This window comes from Thermococcus eurythermalis, from assembly GCF_000769655.1.
GTDB lineage: Archaea > Methanobacteriota_B > Thermococci > Thermococcales > Thermococcaceae > Thermococcus > Thermococcus eurythermalis.
On record NZ_CP008887.1, the window covers coordinates 1749920 to 1774145 of the forward strand.

Here is a 24226-nt window from a genome sequence, read left to right on the forward strand (position 1 = left end):
GTTAACAAGAGCCAAATACGAAACAGCAGGACAAAAGAAGAATGACAACAAGACTCACTCAAGCCGAGATTCTATAGTCTTAATCTCCTCATCAAGCAGGTTCTTGATGTGCTTGAGGAGCTCAAGGTACTCCCTCAGCGTTTCCTTGTCAATCTTCCGCGCCCGGCCAGTCTCTTCAATCTTCTTCTTAAGCCTCTCGTGGTAGCTTATTGCAGTGTAGAAGGTCCGGAGAGCCAGGTCGTTTGACGTCCTCAGGTACTCCCAGCCCTTGTCGGTCAGCCGGTACTTAACGCGCCTTACCTTTCCGCGGTACTCCTCATGGGGCTCCAGAAGGCCTTCTTCGACCATCTTGTTGAGTATTGTGTACAGGTTGCTGTGGCTCGGCTTCCAGAGACCGATTGCAAGCTTTTCAAGCTCTTTTAGGATTTCATAGCCGTGGGTTTCCCCTTTGAGGCCGACGATGACCAGTATGATGTTCTTCAGGGGAACCGTAAAGAGCCCCTTGATTATCTTCCGCTCCATGTCTTCTCCCATTGCGACCACCGTAATTGAAGGTTAAACCACAATCCTTATAAGCAATTCTCTCAACGACATGTCGAAATTTGACATGTTTGAATTTATCATGTTGATAAACGACAATGGTGATGGACATGGCGTGGAACGAATGGATAGTAAAGCACGCAAAGGCCATCGTGGCCCTCTGGGCCATCGTCGTCATGCTCTCAATGCCCCTTGCGGCAAAGCTGAGCGACCTCACGAACTACAGCACGGACCAGTTCCTGCCCAAGGACGTGGAGTCAGTTAAGGTGCAGGAGACCCTAACGAAGGAGTTCCCGGAGTTCGCGACCAGCAACAACCAGACGTACATGATAGTCAGCGGGGTGGACGTGAACGACCCTGCAACGAGGAACGCCTACGAGCGCTTCAAGGCCGAGGCAGCGCCCTACGGCTCGAACTTTACCTCTTACTACGACGCCGTTGATATGCTCCAAAACGAGTCCTACGAGATGGCGTTAAACCTCACAAAGACCACCGCAAACCTCACGGGGATCTTCTATACATCAGCCATCAATGCCAGCGACACCTATGGGGCGCTCCTTTCACAGATCCAGAACCTCAGCGACCAGGTAAAGGAGCTCAACGAAACCCTTCCCCAGCTCGCCGGTGCTTACCTCGCGCTCGATGCCAACCTGAGCGTTCTCTACAACCAGAGCCTAGCCTTAAGGGAAGCGCTCAACCAGACGGACTTGGCCTATGTTCAATTACACCAGAACCTAACCACCGCAAGCGAACAGCTGAAAACGCTGAACTCAACGATAGCGGGCCTCAACTTCGGCCTCTACAACCTGAGCGACGGCTACGCGAGGACTTACCTCGGCGTTCTCGGAACCTACGGAGCGCTCGTTAAGGCAGGGGCTTACCAGAGCGGGCTCAGCGAAATGACGGCCAAGGCAATAGCAACCCGGCTCGGAGTCCCCGTCGAGTTTGTCTACGCGGTCTACAACGCTACTTACAAAGTCTATTCGGCCTACGGGCCATCGGCAGTAACCGATGCGCTCCTTGTCAACGTCACGAGGGGTATAGTCCTAAACCAGATAGACGACCCGATGCAGAGGAGCCTAGCGGAGGCCTACTCTGCCGCCTTCTACGGCGGTGTTGTGGCGTTCGACGGGCAGGCTGGTAGCAACTACGCGCTCATACAGCTCGGCGAGAACGCGGTTGAGCCCGTCGAGGAGATAGCGGGCAACGCACTCTCCAACCTCCCGCTCCTCATCGAAAAGGCAGGCGGAAGCTACACCGTTCCGGGCTTCGGCAGTGTTCCCGCCAAGACCCTCTCGTACATCGTAAACGTCTCGATAGGCCTCGGAAGGAACCCAAGCCCCCAGGCAGTTGAGGGCGCGACCATCAAAGTCGCGAAGGCGCTCATGACTGGCAGTCCGCTCCTTGGGATGCCCAATGCCGATGTAATATTAAGGACGCTCCTCGCTTACGGCCCGACCAGGGAGCTCGAAATTAACCTCCTCACCGGGGCGCTGGTCGAGAAGCTCCCAGCCGAGCAGAAGTCCCTGGCCAAGCCGATAGCGAAGACCGTCGTTGCCTTCGACGCCAAAGCAACAGGCGTTCTGGCGAAGAACCCCGAGACCTTGAAGAAGGCAACCGTTTCACTGCTCGCCGAGCTCGTGAAGGAGAAAGGCGTTGAGCTTCCGGAGAGCGTCATAGGTGAGGTCTATGACTCAAATGGAAACATCAGACCGATAGTGAGGGAACTGCTCGTCCAGAACACGGCGGAGAGGCTCGGGGACGAGAAGGTCGCGGAGACGATAGTGAACGTCGTCGTCAAGAACCCGGAGGAGCTCGCCAAGGGAATTGGCGTGAAGGAGGCCGTTAAGAAGATTATCACGAGCCTCGCAGGGGACGCACCGATAGACCTTGGAAAGGTTGTTGACGAGGTTTACGCAGGAAAGGACCCCTATACGATAGCGTATGAACTCTTCGAGGAAGGTGTGAACAAGGAGCTCGCCAACGTAAACGCCCCAGAAGACGTTAAAGAGACGCTGAAGGAGATTATGCTCACTGTTGCCGAAAAATACCCGATGGGCGAGGCTGAAATCGAGGCCCTCGTTAAGGAGAAGACCGCGAAGCTCGTTGAGAAGTTCATCGGGGACATAAACCTTGGAGTTGAGCTCCACATCAACACTTCCCAGCTCGTCGAGATAGCCTTCAGGTTCAGGGACGACCCGAGCGTGATAACCAGAGAAGACGTTAGGCCGATAGAGGAGGAGATTTACCCGTCAATCTACGGCCTCGCCAAGGACTACATGGGAATGCTCAAGAGCCCCGACAACAGGACGATGCTGGTTCTCTTCGTTCCAAAGGGCCTGGAGGGCGTAAGCGACCTGGAAAAGCAGAGTAAAGCCCAGTATGAGAGCTCGCTGAAGGCAAAGGAAGTGGCCCTGAAGGAGTTCGAGAAGGTCTCACAGAAGGTAGAGGTGTACGTAACCGGAACGCCCGTTCAAACCTACGAGGCAATCAAGTACGGCAAGGAGGACAACGACAAGACCACGAAGTTCAGCGTGGTCGGTGCTCTAATCGTGCTGTTCATCCTCATGGGCGCGGCTCTGCTTGCAACGCTCCTGCCATTCACAGGAGTCGCGACTGCGACCCTCACAGCACTTGGAATCCTCTACCTGCTCGCTAAGGGAGACTACCTCGACGTCGGGAGCTGGGCCCAGATGCTGACCGTCACGACGGCACTTGGTCTCGGTATAGACTACTCGACCTACTACCTCCACCGCTTCAAGGAGTACCTCGCTGAAGGCTACGACCACAACAGGGCGGCGAGCGAGGCCCTTAAGAGGGCCAAAGACGCCGTTCTGGCCAGCGCATCAACCGACGTTGTGGCCTTCGCGAGCTTCGTCCTCGCCTGGGAGTTCCCGATATTCAAGACCATCGGCATGATAGCGCCCTTAGCCGTTATAGTCGTCCTCCTGGCCAGCTTAACCTTCATTCCGGCGATAACCGTCCTCATAGGCGACAAGCCGATATTCTGGTGGCCGAGGCACATAAAGCACCACATCGAGAGGGTGGACCTCCACGAGAGGAGCAGAATCGCGGAGTGGGCCGTCAAGCACGCCAAGGTGGTTGTGCTCATAGCGCTCCTCATAGCCGTTCCGGCGGCGTACAACTTCGTGAACTTCAACGGAACCCATGATATAAAGCTCTTCATCCCCAAGGACAGCGAGACCTACAACTTCCTCAAGCTCAGCGAGAGCACGGTCGGTGCAGGAGTTACCTCCCCGACCTACATCCTAATCGACCTCGGGCACCCTGTGAGCGACAGCGACCTCAAGACCATCAGCGAACTCGCGGAGAGGGTTTCGAAGGTTCCGGGCGTTAAGTACGTCTACACCCTTACCCAGCCCTACGGAAAGCCCGTGAACGCGAGTGTGGACGAGCTGAAGACCATTGGGGGCAACCGCTACCTGTCCGAGGACAGTACCAAAGTGCTTATCCAGGTCACCGGAGAGTACGGGGCCACCGACGACCGCTCCAAGGACATGGTGAGGACGATAAGGGAGGTAGTGAAGGACGAGGAGGAGTCGGGAGCGATAAAGTCGGGAATGGTCGGCGGAAGCACCGCACTGGCGCTCGACCTCAGCGACCTCATCAACGACGTCTTCTGGCACAGACTCTTCCCGGTGGCGCTCGTGCTCATGTTCCTCTCCCTCATACCGACGCTCAAGGGACTGCCTGCCGTAATAACCACTATAGGTACCATAGGCACCGGCGTGCTCCTCAGCATAACCGTCTCCAGCTGGCTCTTTGAGCAGGTCTTTGGCCAGCAGGTCATGTGGTTCCTGCCGATGCTCGTCTTCATAGTGCTCCTGGGAGTCGGCATTGACTACAACAGCTTCTACCTCGTCAAGGCCAGGGACGAGTTCGAGCGCAGGAGCGCGAAGGATGCACTGGTGGTCGCCGCGGGAACGATGGACACACTGGTCGTCGGGCTTGCAGCGGTGCTCGCCGCCACATACGGTTCACTGATGACGGGTGCAACGTGGGGAATAAGGGAGATAGGCTTTGCACTGGCAGTCGGAGTGCTTCTCACCGCTACGGCGGCGGTCTATCTGATAGGTCCGGCCACGATGGCCCTCTTCGGCGAGAAGGCCTGGTGGCCACTGCACAAGGGCGGAAAGAAGGACGAGAGGAAGTGAAGCCCCAACCCCCTTCTTTTTTCTTTCCATTCGGCAGACTTTTAAACGCTAAGCCGGAGCTTTCACCATGAACATCGCCGAGATGCTCGCCCTCATAGCGGTCGGCTACGTCCTCAAGCTAATCCTCAAAGACGAGAGGCCCTTCAATTACCTCAGAATCATCGTGAACGATGTCCTTCTGGCCCTCTTCATCTTCGGAAACGTTGCGAGTAAGGATTTGAACTATCTGCTGGGCATCAAAACAGTCTTTCTCTACGTTTTTATTATCGTGGGACTAAGTCTCTCGACCTCCTACCTTTACGGGCGCTTTAAGCTCAAAAACAACCCCTGGGCCGGCGCGCTGATGGTTCTCTCGGTCTACCCCAACACGGCAGCGCTTGGCTTTCCCATAGCGAGCCTCTTCCTCGACGACATAACGCCCGCGATACTTTACTCCACGACCAACTCAATGATAGTCATCCCAATCGTCACCTTCATAGCGGCCCACTACTCCAGCGGGGGCGCGAGCGTTAAGGAAAGCTTCATCAAGGCCCTTAAGTTCCCGCCGACGGTGGCGAACCTCTTCGCCCTTGCACTCGTCATAGGCGGCGTTCATCTTCCTGCCCAAATCCTTGAGCCGGTAAAAACCGTCGGCTGGCTCAGCATTCCATTGCTCGTCATCTACTTCGGCTCGCGGATAACGCTGAGGAGTTTCGACTGGCGCAAGCTCGCTGAAGTTGGGGCCTTCAGGATAGCGATTCCATTCACCTTTGTTTTCCTCACCCTCCGGTGGGAAAGGCCGGAGGTCTTTTACTCGGTTCTCGTCGAGGCGAGCATGCCTCCAGCAATAGCGGCCAACGCAATCCTGGCTCAGTACAGGCTCAAGGCAGAAGAAGCCATAAGCGTAACCTTCGTCCTCACACTCTTCGTCATCGGACTGTTTTTGGCGTTGAAGTTGGTACTATAGCACGCCGCTTCTCCCTTATTCTCTTCAAGGCTACGGGTTATGCCAGCCTGGGCAAACCTTTTTAAATACCTCCTCAATTCCCAACGCGAAGGGGCGGCTGGCGGGAGCTGGCCGTCACCGGGAGGTGGTTGTATGGCAAGGATACACGCGAGAAAGAGGGGTAAGTCTGGTTCAAAGAGGCCTCCAAGGACCGCTCCGCCGACCTGGGTGGAGTACACCGCTGAAGAGGTCGAGGCGCTCGTTGTTAAGCTCAGGAAGGAGGGCTACAGCACCGCGATGATAGGAACCATCCTCCGTGACCAGTACGGCATACCCAGCGTCAAGCTCGTCACCGGCAAGAAGATAACCAAGATTCTTGAGGAGAACGGCCTTGCCCCGGAGATTCCGGAAGACCTCATGTTCCTCATCAGGCGCGCCGTGAACCTCAGGAAGCACCTCGAGCAGCACCCCAAGGACAAGCACTCAAGGAGGGGCCTCCAGCTCATTGAGAGCAAGATTAGGCGCCTTGTCAAGTACTACAGGAGAACCGGAAAGCTTCCGGCCAAGTGGCGCTACGACCCAGAGCAGGCGAAGCTCCTTGTTCGCTGACCCTCTCCTTCTTCTTCCTTGGTGATGCCCCGTGGACAGGGAAGCCTTTCTGGAGAGGGTTCGCGAGGGAGCCGAGCTTATCAAGATGCACATCGAGTTAGGGCACACTATAAGGCTCATCTCCCACCGCGACGCCGACGGAATAACTGCTGGCGCTGTTCTTGCCAAGGCAATAGCCAGAGAGGGCGGGAGCTTTCAGCTCAGCATCGTCAAGCAGGTCAGCGAAGAGCTCATAGAAGAGCTCGCACGTGAGAAGAGGGAAATCTACGTCTTCAGCGACCTCGGAAGCGGTTCAATCGAGCTGATTCAGAAAAAGCTCGACTTTGCGACCGTCGTTGTGGCCGACCACCACCCACCGGAGGGCGACTTTTCGAGCGAGTCCAAGGTCCTCATAAACCCGGTTCCCTTCGGGGCAAACAGCGTCCGCGACTTGAGCGGTTCGGGCGTCGCCTACTTCGTTGCCAGGGAGATGAACGATAAGAACAGGGACCTGGCTTACATAGCCACTGTCGGTGCGGTTGGAGACATGCAGGAGATAGACGGCACCTTCCACGGCCTCAACCTTGAAATCCTTGAGGACGGCAAGAAGCTCGGAATCCTTGAGGTCAGGAAGGAGTTAAGGCTCTTCGGCAGGGAGAGCAGGCCCCTCTACCAGATGCTGGCCTACGCGACCAATCCAGAGATACCCGAGATAACCGGCGATGAGCGAAAGGCAATAGAGTGGCTCCGCGCGAGGGGCTTCGACCCGGAACTCCACTACTGGCAGCTCCGCGAGGAGGAGAAGAGGAAGCTCCACGAGGCCTTGCTCGTCCACATGATAAAGCACTCCGCACCGAAAGAAGCCATAGACAGGCTCATAGGGGACGTTGTCGTGAGCCCGCTGTATCCCGAGGGCGACGTCAGGCACGAGGCCAGGGAGTTCGCAACGCTCCTCAACGCGACGGGAAGGTTGAACGCGGGAACTCTCGGCGTGGCGATATGCCTCGGCGATGAGGATGCATACAAGAAGGCCAGAAAGATGCTCGAAGACTACAAGAAGGAGCAGATAGAGGCTAGGAAGTTCCTTATCCAGAACTGGAGCATGGTTGATGAAGGAGAGCATGCCTACGTCTTCTACGCTGGCAGGAACATCCGCGACACGCTCGTGGGGATAGTTGCCAACATGGCCATCAATGCGGGCCTGGCCAACCCGGAGAAGCCCGTCGTCGTGATAGCGGACAGCGAGGAGGACGAGAACCTCGTTAAGGCCTCCGCCAGAACGACCGAGAAGGCCCTGGAAAAGGGCTACCACCTCGGAGAGGCGCTGAAAGAGGTCGCTGAGAAGCTCGGAGGAGAGGGCGGCGGCCACGCGATAGCGGCCGGAATACGCTTCCCCAAGGGCAAGATAGACGAGTTCATTAAACTCTTCAACGAAGTACTCGGAAAGCAGGTGAAGGGCAATGAAGATTAAGGCGGACGTTGAGATACGGTGGCACTACGGCGACGAGCTCAAGGCTAGAGCGATAGCCGGCGCTATAGAGGTTGACAACGATGCAATGCCCGAGGAGCTAAAGAAAAGTTTAAATGTGCGAACCCGATGGGTTGATGGGGACGTTATAACAAAGGTTAAATACTCGGGTGAGATTGAGACACTCATCAAAGCACTCGATGATTTGGTGTTTTCGGTCAAAGTCGCCGAGGAAATGACCGAAAAGGTATGAACTGGAGGTGTTAAGATGGCAAAGGGTAACCCAAGGCGTAAGGCAGCCGCTGCCAAGGATAAGTGGAAGATGAAAGAGTGGTTCGTGGTTTACGCTCCGGAGTTCTTCGGAAGCAAGGAGATAGGCCTCACCCCCGCTGACGACCCCGAGAAGGTCATCGGTAGGGTCGTCGAGACCACCCTCAGGGACATTACCGGTGACTTCACCAAGAGCCATGTCAAGCTCTACTTCCAGGTCTACGACGTCAAGGGCCAGAACGCCTACACCAAGTTCAAGGGCCACACCCTCGCCAGGAGCTACATAAGGAGCCTCGTCAGGAGAAGGACCACCCGCGTTGACGGAATCTTCAACATCACCACCAAGGACGGCTACAAGCTCCGTGTCATGGGCATGGTCATCGCCTACAGGAGGATTCAGACCAGCCAGGAGAGGGCCATAAGGAAGATCATGCAGGACATCATCTACAAGAAGGCTGAGGAGCTCAACTTCGCCGACTTTGTCCTCCAGTCCGTCAACGGCCAGATCGCCCAAGAGATTGCCAAGGAGGCCAAGAAGATATACCCGATCAAGCGCGCTGAGGTCAGGAAGATAAAGGTTCTCGCCGAGCCGGGGGCCTGACGGCCCTCTGAAAAATCTCTTTTGACCCCTCTGTGCTTTTCTATTCAACTCAACGACCAACTTTTTAAGAGTCCATCCAACTTCAATGGGGTGAGAACATGAAGTTCCTTGTAAAGACCCAGCGAGACATGGAAGCCGTTGCCGGCAACTACATTACGGAAGCGGTTCCCGACGCGGAAGTCTGGATTGCGCCGATGGGCTACACCGGGCTCGTTCTCGTGGAGGCAGACGAGAATGCCTATGAGAAGCTCCTTGAGATACCCGAGGTGGAGCGCGTTATCCCGGTTCTCGTCGAGACCGAGGCCGACCTTGAGAAGATAGCGGAGAGCGCCGAGAAGATTGCCCACCTCATCGGGGAGAACGAGACCTACGCCGTCAAAACGAAGAGGCGCGGAAAGCACGACTTTTCGAGCATAGACGTGAACAGGGTTCTTGGGGCGAGGATAAAGGAACTGAGCGGGGCAGACGTCAACCTGAGCTGGCCCGATAAGGTCGTCCAGGTTGAGATAATCGGCGATAGGGCATACATCTCGGTTCTTCCGGGGGAGGAGTACAGGAAGTACACTCCCAACAAGATCGACGCAAGGAAGCTCTTCAGAAAACTCACGGTCGTCCAGATGCCCTACTGGGGAGACTACAAGGCCTGCAGGAAGTTCGGCGAAAAGATAGGCAGGGCGGCACAGGCGTTTGAAGTCAAGGAGCTTATAATAGCCCCCAAGGAGAAGATGGACGCCTTTGAGCTGATGGAGTTCATCAAGGGAGTCAAAATCGGACAGGAAAGCCGCTACAAGATACAGCGCGAGGCCTATCCCTGGAAGGTCGAGAAGGTTCCGGTCTCAGTGTGGGACCTCTACCAGGTTGTCAGGGACAAGAGGCGCAACAAGAGGCTTCTCATAATAACCGACCCGAAGGGCCCGACGCTGGCGGAGGTCAAGGAGGAACTCGCGAGGGACATGCACCACGCGAGGGAAGTGGTGGTCTTCATAGGCTCCCGTGAGGGAATCCCGCGCGGCGTCTTCCGCTTTGCCGACTACGTCGTGGACCTGGCCCCGTACATGACCTTTGCCACCGAGCATGGAATCCCTGCAACGCTGGTCTCCCTCTGGGAAGTTTACGAGGAGTTTTTGAGGGAGAACGGGAAAGAGGAGAAAGAAGGGGAATGACTTCATTTCCTTTTTTCGGCGTCAGCCCCTAAGGTCGTCCTCACCGCTCAGGAATCCGCCGTAGTCATCATCCGCCCCTCGGCTTTAAGAGAAGAGGTTTCTTAAACTTCACTGAAGGAGGAGATAGAACAGACCAGCCCCTGCAAGGCCACCGAGCAGGCTCGCGAGGAAGTTCGTCGAGTTGTTGTCGGTAACGCCCCAGTTCTCAAGGGTCGCCCCGATAAGGCTGTCAAGGTTTACGCCGATAAACCCACCGGTTACAACTGCAAGGAGCATCTGGCCCTTGTATTCCGTCAGGGGAAGCGCGAAGAGTGCTATAACCAGAGAGCCGATAAGAGCAAACAGCTCACCGGCAAGCGAGACTCCCCCATTCACACCTGGCTTTACAGGACGGAGGTTGGTTATCAGCCTGGGCCTCTTCCCGAAGACTTTGCCGAGCTCGCTCGCAAGGGTGTCCCCGTTAACGGTAGCTATCGCCGAGAACGTGCCCGCCCAAAAGGTGTCCATCATGGTGAGCTTTTCAATCACGAGGAAGAGAACCACCGCGAGGCCGTTGCCCAGGACGTTGCCCCAGCTCCTCACTCCGCCATTGGACTGGGCAACTCCCCTCCTTTTCTTCTCCTCGTAGCGGTACTTGGTGGCAAGAACACCGAGGACAACGAACGTCAGAAGCGCGAGGAACGGATAAACTCCACCGAGCTCAAGGACTGCTAAGCCAAGAAGTGCCGCTGAGACTGTGCCCCTCCAGTCAAGGGCTTTCGTTTTATACGCACCAACGCCAAGCACTGCAACGATTGCAACGTCTGTGACAATCCTTCCGAGCATCCTCTGACACCTGAGGGAAGTTATAAGTTGAGTTTATTACGTTTTTCCCTGGACGAAATAGGGAAGAAAAATCAGAGGGTCTCGAACTTCACCGTCTCGGTGATGAATGTTATGTCAAGGCTCTCTATCCCGGGTATCTTCTTGGTAACCTCAGAAATTATCCTCTCAAGCTCCTTCATGTCCTTGGGGCCAATTACGTGGAGAACCAAGTTGTGGGAGCCGATTGCGCGCTGGATTACCTTGACGTTCTCGTCGTTCTTGAGGACGTTTATGACCTCCCCAATGTCAACATCGGGCTTGATGGTGACTCCTAAGACGACATGGATATAGCCCATGGCATCATAATCGGGTATGATGGTATATTTGAGTATGACCCCACTCTGCTCAAGCCTGTTCATTCTCCTCGAAATCCTCTGCCTCGTTGTACCGAGGAGTTCGGCAAGCTCCTTGTAGGTAAGGCGAGCATTCTTGGCGAGCAGCTTAAGGATCCTCAGGTCGATGGCAGTTATTTTATCCCTCATTTTTGCCCACCTCCTTTCTGGTTAGTTGGAAAAAACGACCAGTGCATATAAAAATATTTCGTCTCACTCCGATTCTCCTACCACAAGGTTACTCCCCACCCCCTAATTAGGGGAGACTAAAGAAAAGACATAAAACAAAGTGTCGTGTGGAAATATCATTACCCCAACAATAATTACCCGGTTTTCAAACTTTTTGGTTTGAGTCTCTTAGCCGGTACTTGTCCACGCTCCTCTTCAGGGCGTCTTGGACGTCTATGCCGTAGTAGTTTGCTATGCAGACGAGGGCAAAGAGGACATCCCCCAGTTCCTCGAGGAGTTTGTCTTTATCGGCGTGCCCCTTGATGCCCTCGTATGCCAGCATCGCGTCCGCCAGCTCGCCCAGTTCTTCGGTCACTGCGGCAAACATCTCAAAGGGCTTCCAGTAGCCCCCAAGCTCCTGGATTAGCTCATCAACGAGTTTCTGCAGTTCATTCACCGAGGAGCTCCCCCTTGACCATCTGGAAGTACCTCTCAATCGCATCTTTCTTCGCCCTGTAGAAGTGCATTCTTCCCTCTTTTCTGTTCTCGACCAGTCCCAGGGACTTAAGAGTCCTTAGGTGGTGGCTTATGAGGGTCTGGTCTTCTCCAAGGGCCTGCGATATGAGGCAGACGCAAAGCCACTGGTCGCGGAGGAGTTTCAGAATTGCAAACCTGAGCGGGTTGGATATCGCCTTGAGGAACCGTATGCTATCCTGGTCCACAGTGGGGTCTACCTCCACGTCGAGCTCGGGAATTCCACACCTGTCCACGCACTTCAGAACGGTCTTCTTCTGCTTCTCATCGAGCTTTTCCAAGAGCTCCACTACTTTCATGCGTACCACCTAGAACTAAAGTATCACCCTGGATTAATAAAAGTTTTCATATGAAATTAATCGACAATCTGCATTGGGATTTCACTGCCGTCGCTGGAATACGCCCTTACGGTGTCCTCCGTGAACGGCCACGCTATTATGATATGAACTCCCCCAAACTTCGAGAAAACTCGAGGTCACCTGCGGAAGGCCAGGGATTGGGACTTGGGTGGGAGTGGACTGTCCCCTTTATCGTCTCGTCGTAGGGGAGCATCCAGGTGTCAAAGAATACGCTCCTCCGCCCCGCATATTGGTTTGGAGCTATCAGCACCTCCTCAAAGATGCCATCCTTTTCCCGGAGAAAGCCCGCAAACTCGTTGGGGTAAGCGCTCCTCGCGAGCTGCAAGAGGTACTCGAAGAGCTCCCGTCTAATCCGTACCTTCATACTTTCACCTCAAAGAAAAAGAGTTAGAGAACAGCTATGCACTCAATCTCAATCCTAACGCTCTTTGGTAGGTTCGAAACTTCAACAACGGCTCTGGCAGGTTTGGAATCTGAAAAGAACTTCTCGTAAACCTCGTTGAACTTGGGATAGTCGTTGATGTCGCGGAGGAAGGCCGTAACCTTGACAACGTTCTCGGCGCTCCCCCCAGCAGCTTCAACTATCGCCAGCATGTTCCGTATTGCCCTCTCGGCCTGCTCTTCTATTGTGTCTCCGACGACCTCACCGGTCGAGGGATCAACTGGTATCTGGCCAGATACGAACAGCAGTTTTCCGCCCTCAACGAGCACAGCCTGACTGTAGGGCCCTATCGGCTTGGGGGCCTTTTCCGTGTAGACGGCTTTCTTTTCCATATTCATTACCCCCGTCAGCGAAGCGAAGATTCCTCATCGTTTCCTCAGGTGTCCTCGGCCTCATCATCCTTTCTTTTCGAGGTACTTTTCAAGGGACTTGGCTGGGACATCGAGGGCAAGGCCGACCTTTTCAAGGGCCGCCCTGAGGGCGTAAACCCTCGCGTGCTCCTCGAAGGGCTCGTCCACATAAAGAGAAGGCTCAAAGGCCTCGTAAACCTCAATGACCTTGGGGATGTCGGACTTTTTGACCTTTTTGAAGGCCGAGAATTCGCTCTCAATACCCTCCAGGTCAATGTCCGCGTAAACGGGGAGCTTGAGGACGGTGGTCTCGTTTATGCTCGCCAGGAGCCTCGCAACGTCCAGCATGAGGGTTTTGTCGTCTATTATGAGCCTCTTAACAACTATCCAGCGCCCGTGCTTGGCGGTAAAGTTCACGTGGTCGTCTTCGAACGGGAACTCAACGTCAGCTCCCTCAAGGGCCCCTTCTGGATAATCAACACTCGTGAGGGGCCTCAGCGTTTCTCTGACGAGATAGGCCCTTGCAACCTCAACGAGAAGCTTCTTGAGCTTCTTGTCCGTCTCGTTCACAAGGCTACCGAGCTTTCTGGCCGTCCCCGGAGACTTGAGCGCCACAACGGTCTCGGAGAGTGCGTCTTTTCTCAGCTCTTCCGCGAGCTGCTTCACGCCATTGACATCTATGGCATCGCCGAGGTAGTCACCAATCCTCGCGTTGACCGTGTTAGATACCCCCGCCAGGAAGTGGGCTATCTTCTCGTTTTCCATGTCGGTCAGCTTCTTCGCGACGCTCCAGTCCTTGTGTTTAGCGGTGAACAAGATGTGCTCTTCGACCTTCATACTCTCACCTGACCAGAGTTCTTGGTATTGCTTTTAGCTTTTTCCACAGCAATCGAAAAAGGTTATAAATCACTTTCCTGATTGGCCTTTAGAGATGAGAGAGGGAAAGGAGATGAGCGAGGAGGAGATGGTTAAGGAAAAACCACTCCCAGGCGAGTACGGGGAGAGACTCGACTTAGGTATTGACTTTGAGACGACAGCGGAAATCAAAGTCCCTGAAAAGCTCATAGACCAGGTCATCGGTCAGGACCACGCGGTAGAGGTCATAAAAACCGCCGCGACCCAGAAGAGGCACGTCCTCCTAATCGGTGAGCCGGGCACAGGTAAGTCCATGCTCGGCCAGGCGATGGCAGAGCTCCTCCCCACGGAGAACCTTGAGGACGTACTGGTCTTTCCGAACCCCGAAGACGAGAACATGCCCAAGATTAAGACGGTGCCCGCCTGCCAGGGAAGGAGAATAGTCGAGAAGTACCGCGAGAAGGCAAAGAACCAGGAGAACATAAAGTCGTACATCCTGCTCTTCGTCATGCTCACCGTGATGTTCGCCATATTCATGGACTTCAGCGCGACTACGCTCCTCATGGGCATCTTCGTTGTGATACTCACCATGATGGCGCTCTCCAACATGCGCTTCAGGAACAGTGTCCTAGTCCCCAAGCTCCTCGTTGACAACTGCGGAAGGACCAAGGCTCCGTTCATTGACGCGACCGGCGCACACGCGGGAGCGCTCCTCGGCGACGTCAGGCACGACCCGTTCCAGAGCGGTGGCCTCGGAACCCCCGCCCACGAGCGTGTTGAGCCCGGAATGATACACCGCGCCCACAAGGGCGTCCTGTTCATAGACGAGATAGCGACCCTCAGCCTCAAGATGCAGCAGAGCCTCCTCACAGCGATGCAGGAAAAGAAGTTCCCGATTACCGGCCAGAGCGAGCTCTCAAGCGGTGCTATGGTGAGAACGGAGCCAGTTCCATGCGACTTTATTCTTGTGGCCGCAGGAAACCTCGACACGATAGACAAGATGCACCCCGCGCTCCGTTCGAGAATCAGGGGATACGGTTACGAGGTCTACATGCGCACCACGATGCCGGACACCATTGAGAACAGGCGCAAGCTCGTCCAGTTCGTCGCCCAGGAGGTCAAGCGCGACGGCAAGATTCCGCACTTCACGAGGGACGCGGTTGAGGAAATCGTCCGTGAGGCCCAGAAGAGGGCCGGCAGAAAGGGACACCTCACCCTCCGCCTCCGCGACCTCGGCGGTATCGTAAGGGCCGCCGGCGACATCGCGATCAAGAAGGGCAAGAGCATCGTTGAGAGGGAAGACGTGCTTGAGGCCATGAAAATGGCAAAGCCCCTAGAAAAACAGCTCGCGGACTGGTACATAGAGAACAAGAAAGAATATCAGGTCATAAAGACGGAGGGCGGCGAGATAGGCAGGGTCAACGGCCTGGCCGTCATAGGCGAGCAAAGCGGTATAGTCCTCCCGATTGAGGCCGTTGTGGCCCCCGCGGCGAGCAAGGAGGAGGGCAAGATAATCGTCACAGGAAAGCTCGGTGAGATAGCAAAGGAGGCCGTGCAGAACGTCTCGGCAATCATCAAGCGCTACAAGGGAGAAGACATCAGCAGGTACGACATCCACGTCCAGTTCCTCCAGACCTACGAGGGCGTCGAGGGCGACTCCGCCAGCATAAGCGTTGCAACGGCCGTAATCTCCGCCCTTGAGAACATTCCGATAAGGCAGGACGTTGCAATGACCGGCTCTCTGAGTGTTCGCGGTGAAGTCCTGCCGATAGGTGGCGCAACGCCGAAGATTGAAGCGGCCATCGAGGCAGGCATAAAGAAGGTCATAATCCCGAAGGCCAACGAGAAGGACGTCTTCCTCAGCCCGGACAAGGCGGAGAAGATAGAGATTTACCCTGTCGAAAGGATTGACGAGGTGCTCGAAATAGCCCTCGAAGACTCACCGGCCAAAGACGAACTCCTCAGGAAAATCCGCGAGGCCCTTCCAATCGGAAACTAAACCAGTTTCTTTTTATCTCCCTTCTCTGCCATTGTTTCAAAGTTCACATCTGTGTCCAGTAATGCTTAAAAAACGTCCCACTTACGTTACCCATGGAGGTGAGCTAATGCTCAAAGTTGAGAACCTTCACGTGAATGTCGAAAACAAAGAGATTCTCAAGGGCGTTGACCTGGAGGTTAACCCCGGTGAATTCCACGTTGTTATGGGCCCAAACGGCTCAGGAAAGTCAACACTCGCGCTCACAATAGCCGGCCACCCGAAGTACGAGGTCAAGGACGGAAGGATTCTCTTCGACGGTGAGGAAGTAACCGACCTCAGCCCCGACGAGAGGGTTAAGAGGGGTATAATGCTCGCCTTCCAGCACCCTCCGGAGGTCGAGGGCGTTAAGATAATCGAGTTCCTCCAGCAGGTTCTCGTCGAGCTCAAGGGGCTTGACCCGGTTGAGGCCTACGACCTGATAGTAGAGAAGGCCAGGGAGTTCTGGTTTAAGGAAGAAGACCTGCACCGCTACGTCAACGTCGGCTTCTCCGGCGGTGAGAGGAAGAGGCTTGAGCTCCTGCAGGCGGTTCTCATCGAGCCGAAGCTTCTCATACTCGACGAGCCGGACAGCGGTGTTGATGTTGACTCGCTGAGCGTCATCAGCAGGAAAATCGAAGAGCTCCACAAGAAGGGAACGGCGATACTTTTGATAACTCACTACGGCAGGATCCTCCAGCACATAGACAGGGAGAGCATCACCGTCCACGTGATGAAGGACGGCAGGATTGTGAGAACCGGCGGAGGAGAGCTCGTGGACAGGATAGACAGAGAGGGCTTCGCCGGAATATTCGAGGAGGTGGGAGCATGACTGAAACGATAACCATTAGCGACGCCAAGGCGATAATCGAGAACCAGATTGAGGAGCTGGCAAAGAGGAACAGGGAACCTGAATGGATGACGAGGATAAGGTACAAGGCGCTCGAAGCCTTTGAGAAGGCCCCGCTAAACGACCCGGTCATAAGCGAGGAGGAGCTCCTCCAGTTCATAGCGAAGCCCGAGGTGGAAGGCATCCCTGAGAACATTGAAAGCCTCGACGACCTCCCGCCGGAAATGAAGGCCCTCCTCGACAGGCTCGGCATTTCAGAGGTCGAGCAGAAGTACATAGCAGGATTGGCAGTTCAGACCGACACGGGTGTCATCTACAACCAGTTCCTCCAGGAGTGGGCAAAGAAGGGGCTAATCGTCCTCCCGACGGAAGAGGCCGTCAGAAAGTACCCAGATATTGTCAAGGAGCACTTCCTCAAGCTCTTCAGCGTTGATGAGAGCAAGCTGACGGCCTACCACACTGCGGTCTGGAACGGTGGAATCTTCCTGTACGTCAAAGAGGGACTCAAGGTTCCGTTCCCGCTCCACCTGTTCTTCCTGATACAGGAGAGTGCATTGGCTCAGGCACCTCACATAATCATAATCGCCGAGCCCAACACCGAGTTCCACCTCATAGAGGGCTGTACGGCTCCAATACTCGTCAAGCACTCCCTACACCTCGACATGACCGAGGCATACCTCCACGAGGGGGCTAAAGCCCAGCTGACAGTTCTGCAGAATTGGCCTGAGTACGTCCACACGAGGCCGATGACCAGGGCGAAGATTGGGAAGGGGGCGCGCTTCATCAACACGACCGTCGGCCTCGGAACGGGCAAGAGCAATGTCGCGAATCCGAAGTACTGGGTCGAGGAGAACGGCTACGTAGAGCTGAACGGCATTCTGCTCGGCCAGAAGGACTGGTTCATTGACCTCGGAGGAGAGATGTACCTCCGTGGCAAAGGGGCGGCGGGAATAAACGCCAGTAAGTCCGTCATAATGGACGAGAGCACCGTTATAACGCGCGGAGTGATAAGGGCTGAAGCGCCGAAGACCAGGGGCCACATAAGCTGTGACGCGCTCCTCATGAGCGACAAGGCCACCATGGAGACATATCCTGGTCTCGTCAGTAGGGTTGATGATGCGGAGCTGAGCCACGAGGCTGCTATCGGCAAGATACGCGAGGAGGAGCTCTTCTACCTGATGTCTAGGGGCCTGGACGAGGAGAAGGCGACCCAGCTCATAGTCAAGGGCTTCCTCGAACCGATGCTCAAGGACATACCGATGGAGTTCCTGGTCGAGATTAGGAAGATTATCGAGCTCGCCGTGAGCGGGGGCATGTGAACTCGCCAGGTATCTTTGTCTTTTTCTTCCCTCTAGAGCTTGGCAGTTTTAGATTCTCGCGAATAAAAAGAATGCATTGCCCATATTGCCTGCAAGCCTGTTATCAGACGTAATGCATCAGCACATACACCACAAATCCAAGGGCTATGAGACCAAGAATCGCCACAATAACTGTTTCAAGTGTTGAATACTGCTTCACTTCCCTGCTTTCGCGGATATACCGCTCGTTTTTCTCACTGGCCAGCATCTCAGACCGCTTAACAGTTATCTGGTCGGGAATCGGCCCGCGCACAGTACCACCCAGCTCTTATCTACGCATTGGGAGTATTTAATGCTTCCTCAGGAAGGGTATATCGTAACATCACGGGTATCAATAAAGCTCCTCGACAAGCCTTATTACTTCCGGCAGGGCCCTCTCAACTTCCTCGCTGAGCTCCATTCCGAGGTCTATTTCTTTGGCGACGACGCCGATGAGATGTATTTCCGCCTTTGCCAGCCTTTCGTCGAGCTTCATGAGGAGTTTGAGCCCGTCTATCGCACCCATGAAGTGGGCACTCCTTATCTCCGCCTTCAGCTTCTCGAAGACCTCTTCGCCGGCAAGGTGTAGGACGCTCCCCGGCTCAAGCTCGTCGCTCAGAATAGCGTCTATGATTATCAGCCTATCCTCCCCGCTGTAGTGGTTTGAGAGCCTGAAGATGTCAGTCCCGACCTCAAGGACGTTGTAACCTTTCTCGGCCAGAATTCTGCCGGCCTTCAGCCCGATTCCATCGTCCTTCATCAGCTCGTTGCCGAGTGCAAGGATTAGGGTGCTCATTTTGCCTCCCTCACAAGGTTGTCCCGGGGGTTTATGAGCCTTATCGAAACCCTTATATACTTTTCGCAGTAGTCATGACCATCTCAAAGTTTAAAAGGGGGATGTTCCAATGACGTGGAAGATTGCGCCGTTGCTTCTGGTGCTCGTCGTTTTCTCGGCAGGTTGTCTAGTCCAGACGGGAGGCGAGACAACGTCCCCTGGCTTTGTCCTCAACGTGACTTACGTCCCCTTCAAAGTACCCCTCAATGTGACTGTTATTGAGATTAACGTGAGTACTAACTTTGTCGGCTACAAGAGTCTTGTCATAAACGATGTATATCCTGCCATACTAGTAAAAGCGGGTTCGGATGTGAGCAACGTTTCGGCCTTTAGGCTCTCAAAGGACGTTTATCTTGTCGTTCCCGCCCTCGACGAAGACTCCTCAGAGAAGTTCTACTCCCTAACGGTATGGCTTAAAAACGGCTCCGTTGCGATAGCGAACATAAAGTTCTCTGGAACTCCAACAAGGGTTATTGACATGGTCGTCAACTACGATGTCGAGAAGAATGGGACACACTACGTCGTCAGGCCCATCGGATGGTCCCTGAAAAGGATAACTCTCTGGAATGAGACCTTCAACGTAACTGTTGAACTGCCGGAGCCAATTCAAGTCGCCAACGCTCCATCTGTTAAATTCAAGAACGACACCTACGTCCTGCCCGAGGTCTGCAAAACAACGAGCGGTGGAGTTACAGTAATCTACAGATACTCAATCGGCGAAATTCACGTCGTCGGGCCGATGGGAGATGCTTTCGTCGGAAAGGTGTACTTCCCCTGCGAGGAGATAGCTGGAAAGTGATTCAGGAAATCAGCTCCACCCTTTCCTTCTTTGCGGGTTCAAAGAAGTCCTCATCGAGCGTAGCCAAGGCAAAGCCGTGCTCGATGCAGGTTGCGAGAATCAGTGCATCGTTGGAGAGCATGGCGTACTTCTCGATGAGCTCCATTGCCTTAAAGACCGTTCTTTGTGTGGACTCAATGAACCCAAAGCCTCTCGGAGCTTTAAAAACAACCTGAATCTCAGGTGGCAGTTTATCCTTCTTTCCTTTGAGGGTCCTGGGTGCGAGGTTTGAGAAATAGCCGAGGAGCAGATACGTAACCTCACTGAACACTGTTTCGGTGATGTAAAGGGCTACGTCTTCGTTCTCAAAGGACTCAAAGAGTTTAACCGCCCGTTCGCTACCTTTGAAGTACTCCACGATGAGGAGCTGTCAATCAGCAATTCCCTCATAGAATTCCCTCTTGAGTTCCTTCCAGGATTTATCGGTCTTCATGATGCCCTTAAGCTTCTTCATGTTTTCGAAGAGCTCGTCCTTGTGAGAGAGATACCATGCCATAGCCTCAACGTCCTTCCTGAAGGTCTCAGCGTACTTCTTGGGCACTTTCACGTGTATGACAAGGTCAACGATTTCTTCGGCCATAGTGCTCCCCAGTATTTTTCTGTCACCAGGCCCTTAAAAAAGTTGAGAAATCAGAGCCTCGCCACATGCACTGAACAGGAGATGCACGGGTCGTAGGCCCTTACAACCATCTCTGCGAGGTACTTGAGCCTCTCCGGGTCGTCGTTGTAGTGCTTCTCCGCCATCATTCTCACGTGCTGCTCCATCATGGCGAGGTTGAAGGCGGTCGGGGTTATGATGTCCGCGTAGGCTACCTTTCCGTCCTTGACTTCGAGCGCGTAAACGAGGATTCCGCGCGGTGCCTCGGTGGTCGAGACGCCGAAGCCGTCCTTTATCTCAACTTCGTCCCTCGGCCTTATCGGCCACTTCGCCAGGGCCTCGTCTATGAGGTCAATCGCCCTCTCCGTGAAGTAGACGAGCTCAAGGGCCTGGGCGAGGTTGTTGGCGAAGGGGTTGGTCGGCCTGAGCAGGTCCTTGTGGGCCTCGTAGAGTTCCTTTGCCATTCCGTAGAGCTTGTCTGAGTGGTTGACGACGCGAGAGATTGCCCCCACCATGAAGGGCTTCCCGTGGTAGTGGGAGTGCTTGGCGAAGCTGTGCTCGACTACGAACTCCTTTATGTGCTCCCTGTATGCCTCGCTCGGGAACTCGTTTCCGTCGCTGGCGCTTATGTAGTCGCCGTAGATTCCATAGGGCCCTCTCGGCTTCACGGCGAGGTGCGTTATCGGCCCCTCGACGTCCCCATACTGCTCCAGCTCTGAGAACAGCTCGAAGGTGTACTCCGCCTTGGGGAGCGCTTCCTGTAGGCGCTTCTTCATGAGCTCAAGGGTGGCCTTGCCCGGCAGCTTCCCGAAGCCTCCCAGAACAACGTTCTCCTGGTGTATTGCCCTCGCTCCGAGTTCGTCCATCATCCAGCTCCCGAGGTTCTTGAGGTCGAGGGCTATGCCTATCTCCTTCTTGTATTCCTCAACCATGTGGAGTGGCCCAGAGTAGCCGAGGTAATCCGGTAAGACGAGGAGGTACAGGTGGAGCACGTGGCTCTCTATCATGTCGCCGATGTAGAGAACCTCCCTGAGCGCCCGGATTTCCTCACGCGGGGTGAAGCCAATCGCCTTCTCAGCGGCTTCAACCGCGGTGAGCTTGTGGGCGGCCGAACAGAAGGAGCATATCCTCGGGTAAACTGCCAAGGCTTCTTCGAGCTTCTTGCCCAGGGTTATGGCCTCGAAGAACCTCGGGCCCTCTATGATGTTGAGCCGAACCTCCTTAACCCCGTCGTCGCTGACGAGTATTTCGACACCGCCCTTGCCCTCAACGCGCGCTATGTGGTCAACGGTTATGGGGAGGTAGACGTTGTTCATTCTTTCACCTCCCTGAATATTTTCTCAACCATCTCCTCGAGCTTCGGGTTGTGGGCGTTGAAAATCTTCATGCGCTGGAGTATCTCCTCTTTAGTGAGTCCCTTCTCCTTGAACGTCCTGGCGAGTGAGTCGAACCACGCCACATCGTAGCCTATCGCTCCCCTGCAGCCAATGCACGCCACTCCGAAGCCCGGACAGCGGGCGTCACAGCCGGCTCTCGTTATGGGGCCAAGGCACGGCTCGCCTTTCTCTATTAGTATGCACGGGTGCCCATTCAGCCTGCACTCAACGCAGACGGGGTAGTCTATGTCCTCAGGCCAGGAGCCTACGAGGAACGTGCCCAGAGCGTAGAGGAAGTCCTTTTTCTCCGGCGGGCAACCGTAGATGCGGTAGTCCACCTTGATGTAGTCCTCAACTGGCTTGGCGGGCTTGGGCCTGAACTTGACCGTTGCGTTTCCGTAAACCGCCTTCCAGAGCTCTTCGACTGGCTTGTCCTTCTCCCAGCTCTGCACACCGCCGTGAACTGCGCAGGAACCAACGGCAACCACTATCTTAGCGTTCTCGCGTATCTTCCTAACGAGCCTGACCTCTTCCTCCGTGGACACGCTCCCCTCAATGAACGCTATGTCCACAGGTTTTTCCTCGTAGGAGTCCCTCTCCAGCATGTACCAGCACACTATCTCGGCGTTGGGGATAAGCTGGACTATCTCGTCCATCATGGCAAACTGGAGCTGACAGCCGTAGCAGGAGGTGAGGGCGTAGAACCCAATGCGAAGTTTTCCTTTCATTCCCACCACCTCAGTCAAGCATTCCCGGTGTTGATACTATGTCGAAGTACGTGAAGACTGGGCCGTCTTTACAGACGTACTTCCAGGAGGTGCTCGTTCCCACGTTGCAGTGGCCGCACTTCCCGATTCCGCACTTCATCATTCTCTCCAGCGTGACGTAGATGTTCTCGGGCTTGTAACCGTGCTCGATGAGGGACTCGAAAACGTCCTTGTACATTCTCGGCGGGCCGCAGATTGCCACGGCCGTGTTTTTGGGGTCTGTGTTCGCCTCGCCGATGAACTTCTGCGGCCTTCCCTTCGGGCCCGGCCAGTCGGGGTCTCTGGTGACGCTCTGGATTATCTTGACGTTCTCGGCCTCTGCGATGTCCTTCATTGCCTCAAGCTCCTTGTAGAAGAGCAAATCTTTCCCATAGCGGGCGGTGTTAATGAAGGTTATGTTGCCGTACTTCCAGCGGTTGTCCATTGCGTAGAGGAAGACGCTTCTCAGGGGTGCGGTTCCAAGACCTGCCGCTATTAGGAGCAGGTCCATTCCCTCCCACTGGTCAACGGGAAAGCCGTTCCCGTAGGGGCCCCGCACGAGGACGGTGTCACCAGGCTTAAGTTTGTGGACGACTGTGGTCACCCTTCCAGCTTTTCGTATGCAGAGCTCAAAGAAACCCTGCCTCATGGGGGAGGAACACACGCTGATAGGCACTTCACCCACGCCGGGTATTGTGAGCTGGACGAACTGGCCCGGCCTGAACGTCCAGTTCTCGGCTATGGTCGGGTCTTCAAACCTGAACAGAAACAGCTTTTCCAGCTCGGTCAGCTGGTACACCCTGAGAACCCTGACCTTTCCCAGGGCGTAGGGGTTCTCCTCCGCAAAGGTGTTGCCCGGAGAAATGAACCTCGGAATGGTCATAGTTCATCACCCCTAACGGAAGGTGTGTACGCAAACCCTTTCTTTGGAATCTCTTCGGAGACTCTTGGCGGGCACGTTGCCTCTTCAAGGCCCAGAATTACCCGGAGGTTCCGCACAAAGTTTATCCCGGCGGGACAGAAGTAGGAGCACCTGCCGCAGCCAACACAGTAGCTGAGACCGAGCTGTTCAATGTATGCGTTTTTGCACATATACCTGTTCATGAACCTGGACTTCTTTGTCGGCCTGAAGTTGTGTCCGCCCGCCACCATTCCATGCCTGACCAGCTGGCAGGAGTCCCACCTCCTCACCCTTACCCCGGTGTTCCCATCTATGTTTGGGACGTCCTGGACGTCAAAGCACCTGCACGTCGGGCAGGTCGTGTTGCAGTTACCGCAGGCGAGACAGATGTCGGACTGCTCGTCCCACATCGGGTGCTCTGTCTCGAGCTCAAGCAGGTACCTCAGGTCAGCCCAGTCCTCGTGGTACCTGAACATCTGGTGCCTCTTGTTTTCGAATTCCCTAAAGCTGCACACGTCCTGGGGCGTTACTTCCTCAAACAGCTCAAGGTTCTTGTCAACTATCCTGTGGCCGGTGGGAGTCCCAACGCGGACGAGCCAGCCGTCGGGAAGCTCGTGCAGGAAGAGGTCGAAGCCATCATCTGCAAAGTCGGTCTCCCTCAAATTGCAGAAGCAGTACTCGTCCGGCACACAGCTGATGCCTACGATGATTCCCTTCTCACGCCGAACCTTGTAGTATTTGTCCGGGAGCTCGTCAAGGTAAATTGTGTCGAGTATCTTAAGGCCGAATATGTCGCAGGCATGGACGCCGAAGACCACGAAGGGTTCAACGTTCTCAATTGTCTCGCGGTACTCAGCCTCTGAAATGTTGAACTCGAAGAGCTTCTCCCTCGGCAGGAAGAAGAACTTCTTCGGGGGCATTATGGTTCTGTTGTAGTTGAACTCGACTTTCCTGACGTCATCCACTTCCCTGAAGTCGTAGAACTTCTCCGATACCTTAACGGGGGCATATAGCTTGCCCCATTCTTTCAACCGCTCCAAGAACTCGTAGGTGTTCTCCTTCGGCAGCTTAACATACCTCAACTCCACCACCCCTTT

General features: G+C 54.9%; 26 protein-coding genes and 1 pseudogene. 11 read left to right on the forward strand and 16 right to left on the reverse strand.

Translation table 11 applies throughout. From position 1 onward, the window contains the following. Positions 1-54 precede the first annotated feature (54 nt). Positions 55-534: a PadR family transcriptional regulator gene (locus TEU_RS09385; protein WP_050003532.1), complete on the reverse strand. Its 480-nt coding sequence runs from the start codon at positions 532-534 to the stop codon at positions 55-57. Between the two features lie 110 nt (positions 535-644). Here TEU_RS09385 and TEU_RS09390 point away from each other — a divergent pair, with 110 nt between their 5' ends. The 7 genes from TEU_RS09390 to TEU_RS09420 all read left to right on the forward strand — a co-directional run bounded on the left by TEU_RS09390 (position 645) and on the right by TEU_RS09420 (position 9730). Beyond that, positions 645-4715, forward strand: a complete 4071-nt coding sequence (locus tag TEU_RS09390; RefSeq protein ID WP_227738706.1) for an MMPL family transporter — start codon at positions 645-647, stop codon at positions 4713-4715. A 67-nt stretch (positions 4716-4782) separates the two neighbouring features. Continuing rightward, on the forward strand, positions 4783-5661 hold the full coding sequence (locus tag TEU_RS09395) for an AEC family transporter (RefSeq protein WP_050003534.1): 879 nt from the start codon (positions 4783-4785) through the stop codon (positions 5659-5661). A 132-nt stretch (positions 5662-5793) separates the two neighbouring features. Next, a complete protein-coding gene (locus TEU_RS09400; RefSeq protein WP_050003535.1) occupies positions 5794-6249 on the forward strand; it encodes a 30S ribosomal protein S15 in 456 nt (151 codons plus the stop codon). A gap of 31 nt (positions 6250-6280) precedes the next feature. After that, positions 6281-7699, forward strand: a complete 1419-nt coding sequence (locus TEU_RS09405) for a DHHA1 domain-containing protein (protein WP_050003536.1) — start codon at positions 6281-6283, stop codon at positions 7697-7699. Then, on the forward strand, positions 7689-7949 hold the full coding sequence (locus TEU_RS09410; protein ID WP_050003537.1) for a KEOPS complex subunit Pcc1: 261 nt from the start codon (positions 7689-7691) through the stop codon (positions 7947-7949). The genes TEU_RS09405 and TEU_RS09410 overlap by 11 nt, the downstream gene beginning before the upstream one ends. Positions 7950-7964: 15 nt before the next feature. Then, positions 7965-8567: a 30S ribosomal protein S3ae gene (locus TEU_RS09415; RefSeq protein ID WP_050003538.1), complete on the forward strand. Its 603-nt coding sequence runs from the start codon at positions 7965-7967 to the stop codon at positions 8565-8567. A gap of 98 nt (positions 8568-8665) precedes the next feature. Next, positions 8666-9730, forward strand: a complete 1065-nt coding sequence (locus TEU_RS09420; protein WP_050003539.1) for an SPOUT family RNA methylase — start codon at positions 8666-8668, stop codon at positions 9728-9730. A gap of 108 nt (positions 9731-9838) precedes the next feature. Here TEU_RS09420 and TEU_RS09425 read toward each other — a convergent pair whose 3' ends face one another. The 7 genes and pseudogenes from TEU_RS09425 to TEU_RS09455 form a co-directional block, all read right to left on the reverse strand. Then, complete coding sequence (locus tag TEU_RS09425; RefSeq protein ID WP_050003540.1) at positions 9839-10555, reverse strand: DUF92 domain-containing protein; 717 nt, start codon at positions 10553-10555, stop codon at positions 9839-9841. Positions 10556-10626: 71 nt separating this feature from the next. Further along, a complete protein-coding gene (locus TEU_RS09430; protein WP_050003541.1) occupies positions 10627-11076 on the reverse strand; it encodes an Lrp/AsnC family transcriptional regulator in 450 nt (149 codons plus the stop codon). 184 nt (positions 11077-11260) lie between these two features. Next, on the reverse strand, positions 11261-11551 hold the full coding sequence (locus TEU_RS09435; RefSeq protein ID WP_227738707.1) for a nucleotide pyrophosphohydrolase: 291 nt from the start codon (positions 11549-11551) through the stop codon (positions 11261-11263). Then, the gene (locus TEU_RS09440; protein WP_050003543.1) at positions 11544-11927 is read right to left on the reverse strand and encodes an ArsR/SmtB family transcription factor; all 384 of its coding nucleotides are present in this window, start codon (positions 11925-11927) and stop codon (positions 11544-11546) included. The genes TEU_RS09435 and TEU_RS09440 overlap by 8 nt, the downstream gene beginning before the upstream one ends. 56 nt (positions 11928-11983) lie before the next feature. Beyond that, a pseudogene (locus TEU_RS09445) lies at positions 11984-12351 on the reverse strand (Mov34/MPN/PAD-1 family protein). A gap of 23 nt (positions 12352-12374) precedes the next feature. Then, complete coding sequence (locus tag TEU_RS09450; RefSeq protein WP_050003544.1) at positions 12375-12761, reverse strand: RidA family protein; 387 nt, start codon at positions 12759-12761, stop codon at positions 12375-12377. 63 nt (positions 12762-12824) lie between these two features. Continuing rightward, on the reverse strand, positions 12825-13616 hold the full coding sequence (locus TEU_RS09455; RefSeq protein ID WP_050003545.1) for a DUF2666 domain-containing protein: 792 nt from the start codon (positions 13614-13616) through the stop codon (positions 12825-12827). Positions 13617-13728: 112 nt separating this feature from the next. On the opposite strand from TEU_RS09455, the gene lonB reads away from it, so the two are divergent. From lonB to TEU_RS09470, 3 genes are all read left to right on the forward strand, one after another. Beyond that, complete coding sequence (lonB, locus tag TEU_RS09460) at positions 13729-15633, forward strand: ATP-dependent protease LonB (protein WP_050003974.1); 1905 nt, start codon at positions 13729-13731, stop codon at positions 15631-15633. 106 nt (positions 15634-15739) lie between these two features. Next, positions 15740-16480, forward strand: coding sequence for a Fe-S cluster assembly ATPase SufC (sufC, locus tag TEU_RS09465; protein ID WP_050003546.1), 741 nt, complete (start codon positions 15740-15742; stop codon positions 16478-16480). After that, positions 16477-17817, forward strand: coding sequence for an SUF-like minimal system protein SmsB (locus TEU_RS09470; protein ID WP_050003547.1), 1341 nt, complete (start codon positions 16477-16479; stop codon positions 17815-17817). Before sufC ends, TEU_RS09470 begins: the two co-directional genes overlap by 4 nt. 103 nt (positions 17818-17920) lie before the next feature. Here the strand turns inward: TEU_RS09470 and TEU_RS09475 are convergent, their stop codons facing one another. Together TEU_RS09475 and TEU_RS09480 are read right to left on the reverse strand one after the other, a co-directional pair. Further along, on the reverse strand, positions 17921-18109 hold the full coding sequence (locus TEU_RS09475; RefSeq protein ID WP_050003548.1) for a hypothetical protein: 189 nt from the start codon (positions 18107-18109) through the stop codon (positions 17921-17923). Positions 18110-18187: 78 nt separating this feature from the next. Continuing rightward, positions 18188-18631 (reverse strand): hydrogenase maturation protease, encoded by a 444-nt coding sequence (locus TEU_RS09480; protein WP_050003549.1) that lies wholly within the window; start codon positions 18629-18631, stop codon positions 18188-18190. A 109-nt stretch (positions 18632-18740) separates the two neighbouring features. On the opposite strand from TEU_RS09480, the gene TEU_RS09485 reads away from it, so the two are divergent. Further along, positions 18741-19469 carry a DUF4230 domain-containing protein gene (locus tag TEU_RS09485; protein ID WP_050003550.1) on the forward strand — a complete coding sequence of 243 codons (729 nt, stop codon included), beginning with the start codon at positions 18741-18743 and terminating at the stop codon, positions 19467-19469. A gap of 1 nt (position 19470) precedes the next feature. Here TEU_RS09485 and TEU_RS09490 read toward each other — a convergent pair whose 3' ends face one another. From TEU_RS09490 to hydB, 6 genes are read right to left on the reverse strand one after another with little or no spacing between them, the layout of a single operon-like run. Further along, the gene (locus tag TEU_RS09490) at positions 19471-19866 is read right to left on the reverse strand and encodes a type II toxin-antitoxin system VapC family toxin (RefSeq protein WP_227738708.1); all 396 of its coding nucleotides are present in this window, start codon (positions 19864-19866) and stop codon (positions 19471-19473) included. 12 nt (positions 19867-19878) lie between these two features. Beyond that, positions 19879-20088, reverse strand: coding sequence for a hypothetical protein (locus TEU_RS09495; protein ID WP_050003551.1), 210 nt, complete (start codon positions 20086-20088; stop codon positions 19879-19881). A 50-nt stretch (positions 20089-20138) separates the two neighbouring features. Further along, a complete protein-coding gene (hydA, locus tag TEU_RS09500; RefSeq protein ID WP_050003552.1) occupies positions 20139-21422 on the reverse strand; it encodes an NADPH-dependent hydrogenase/sulfhydrogenase 1 subunit alpha in 1284 nt (427 codons plus the stop codon). Next, positions 21419-22210, reverse strand: coding sequence for an NADPH-dependent hydrogenase/sulfhydrogenase 1 subunit delta (gene hydD / locus TEU_RS09505; RefSeq protein ID WP_050003553.1), 792 nt, complete (start codon positions 22208-22210; stop codon positions 21419-21421). The genes hydA and hydD overlap by 4 nt, the downstream gene beginning before the upstream one ends. A gap of 10 nt (positions 22211-22220) precedes the next feature. Beyond that, positions 22221-23111 (reverse strand): NADPH-dependent hydrogenase/sulfhydrogenase 1 subunit gamma, encoded by an 891-nt coding sequence (hydG, locus tag TEU_RS09510; protein WP_050003554.1) that lies wholly within the window; start codon positions 23109-23111, stop codon positions 22221-22223. Next, positions 23108-24211, reverse strand: a complete 1104-nt coding sequence (hydB, locus tag TEU_RS09515; protein ID WP_050003555.1) for an NADPH-dependent hydrogenase/sulfhydrogenase 1 subunit beta — start codon at positions 24209-24211, stop codon at positions 23108-23110. The genes hydG and hydB overlap by 4 nt, the downstream gene beginning before the upstream one ends. Between the last annotated feature and the right edge of the window lie 15 nt (positions 24212-24226).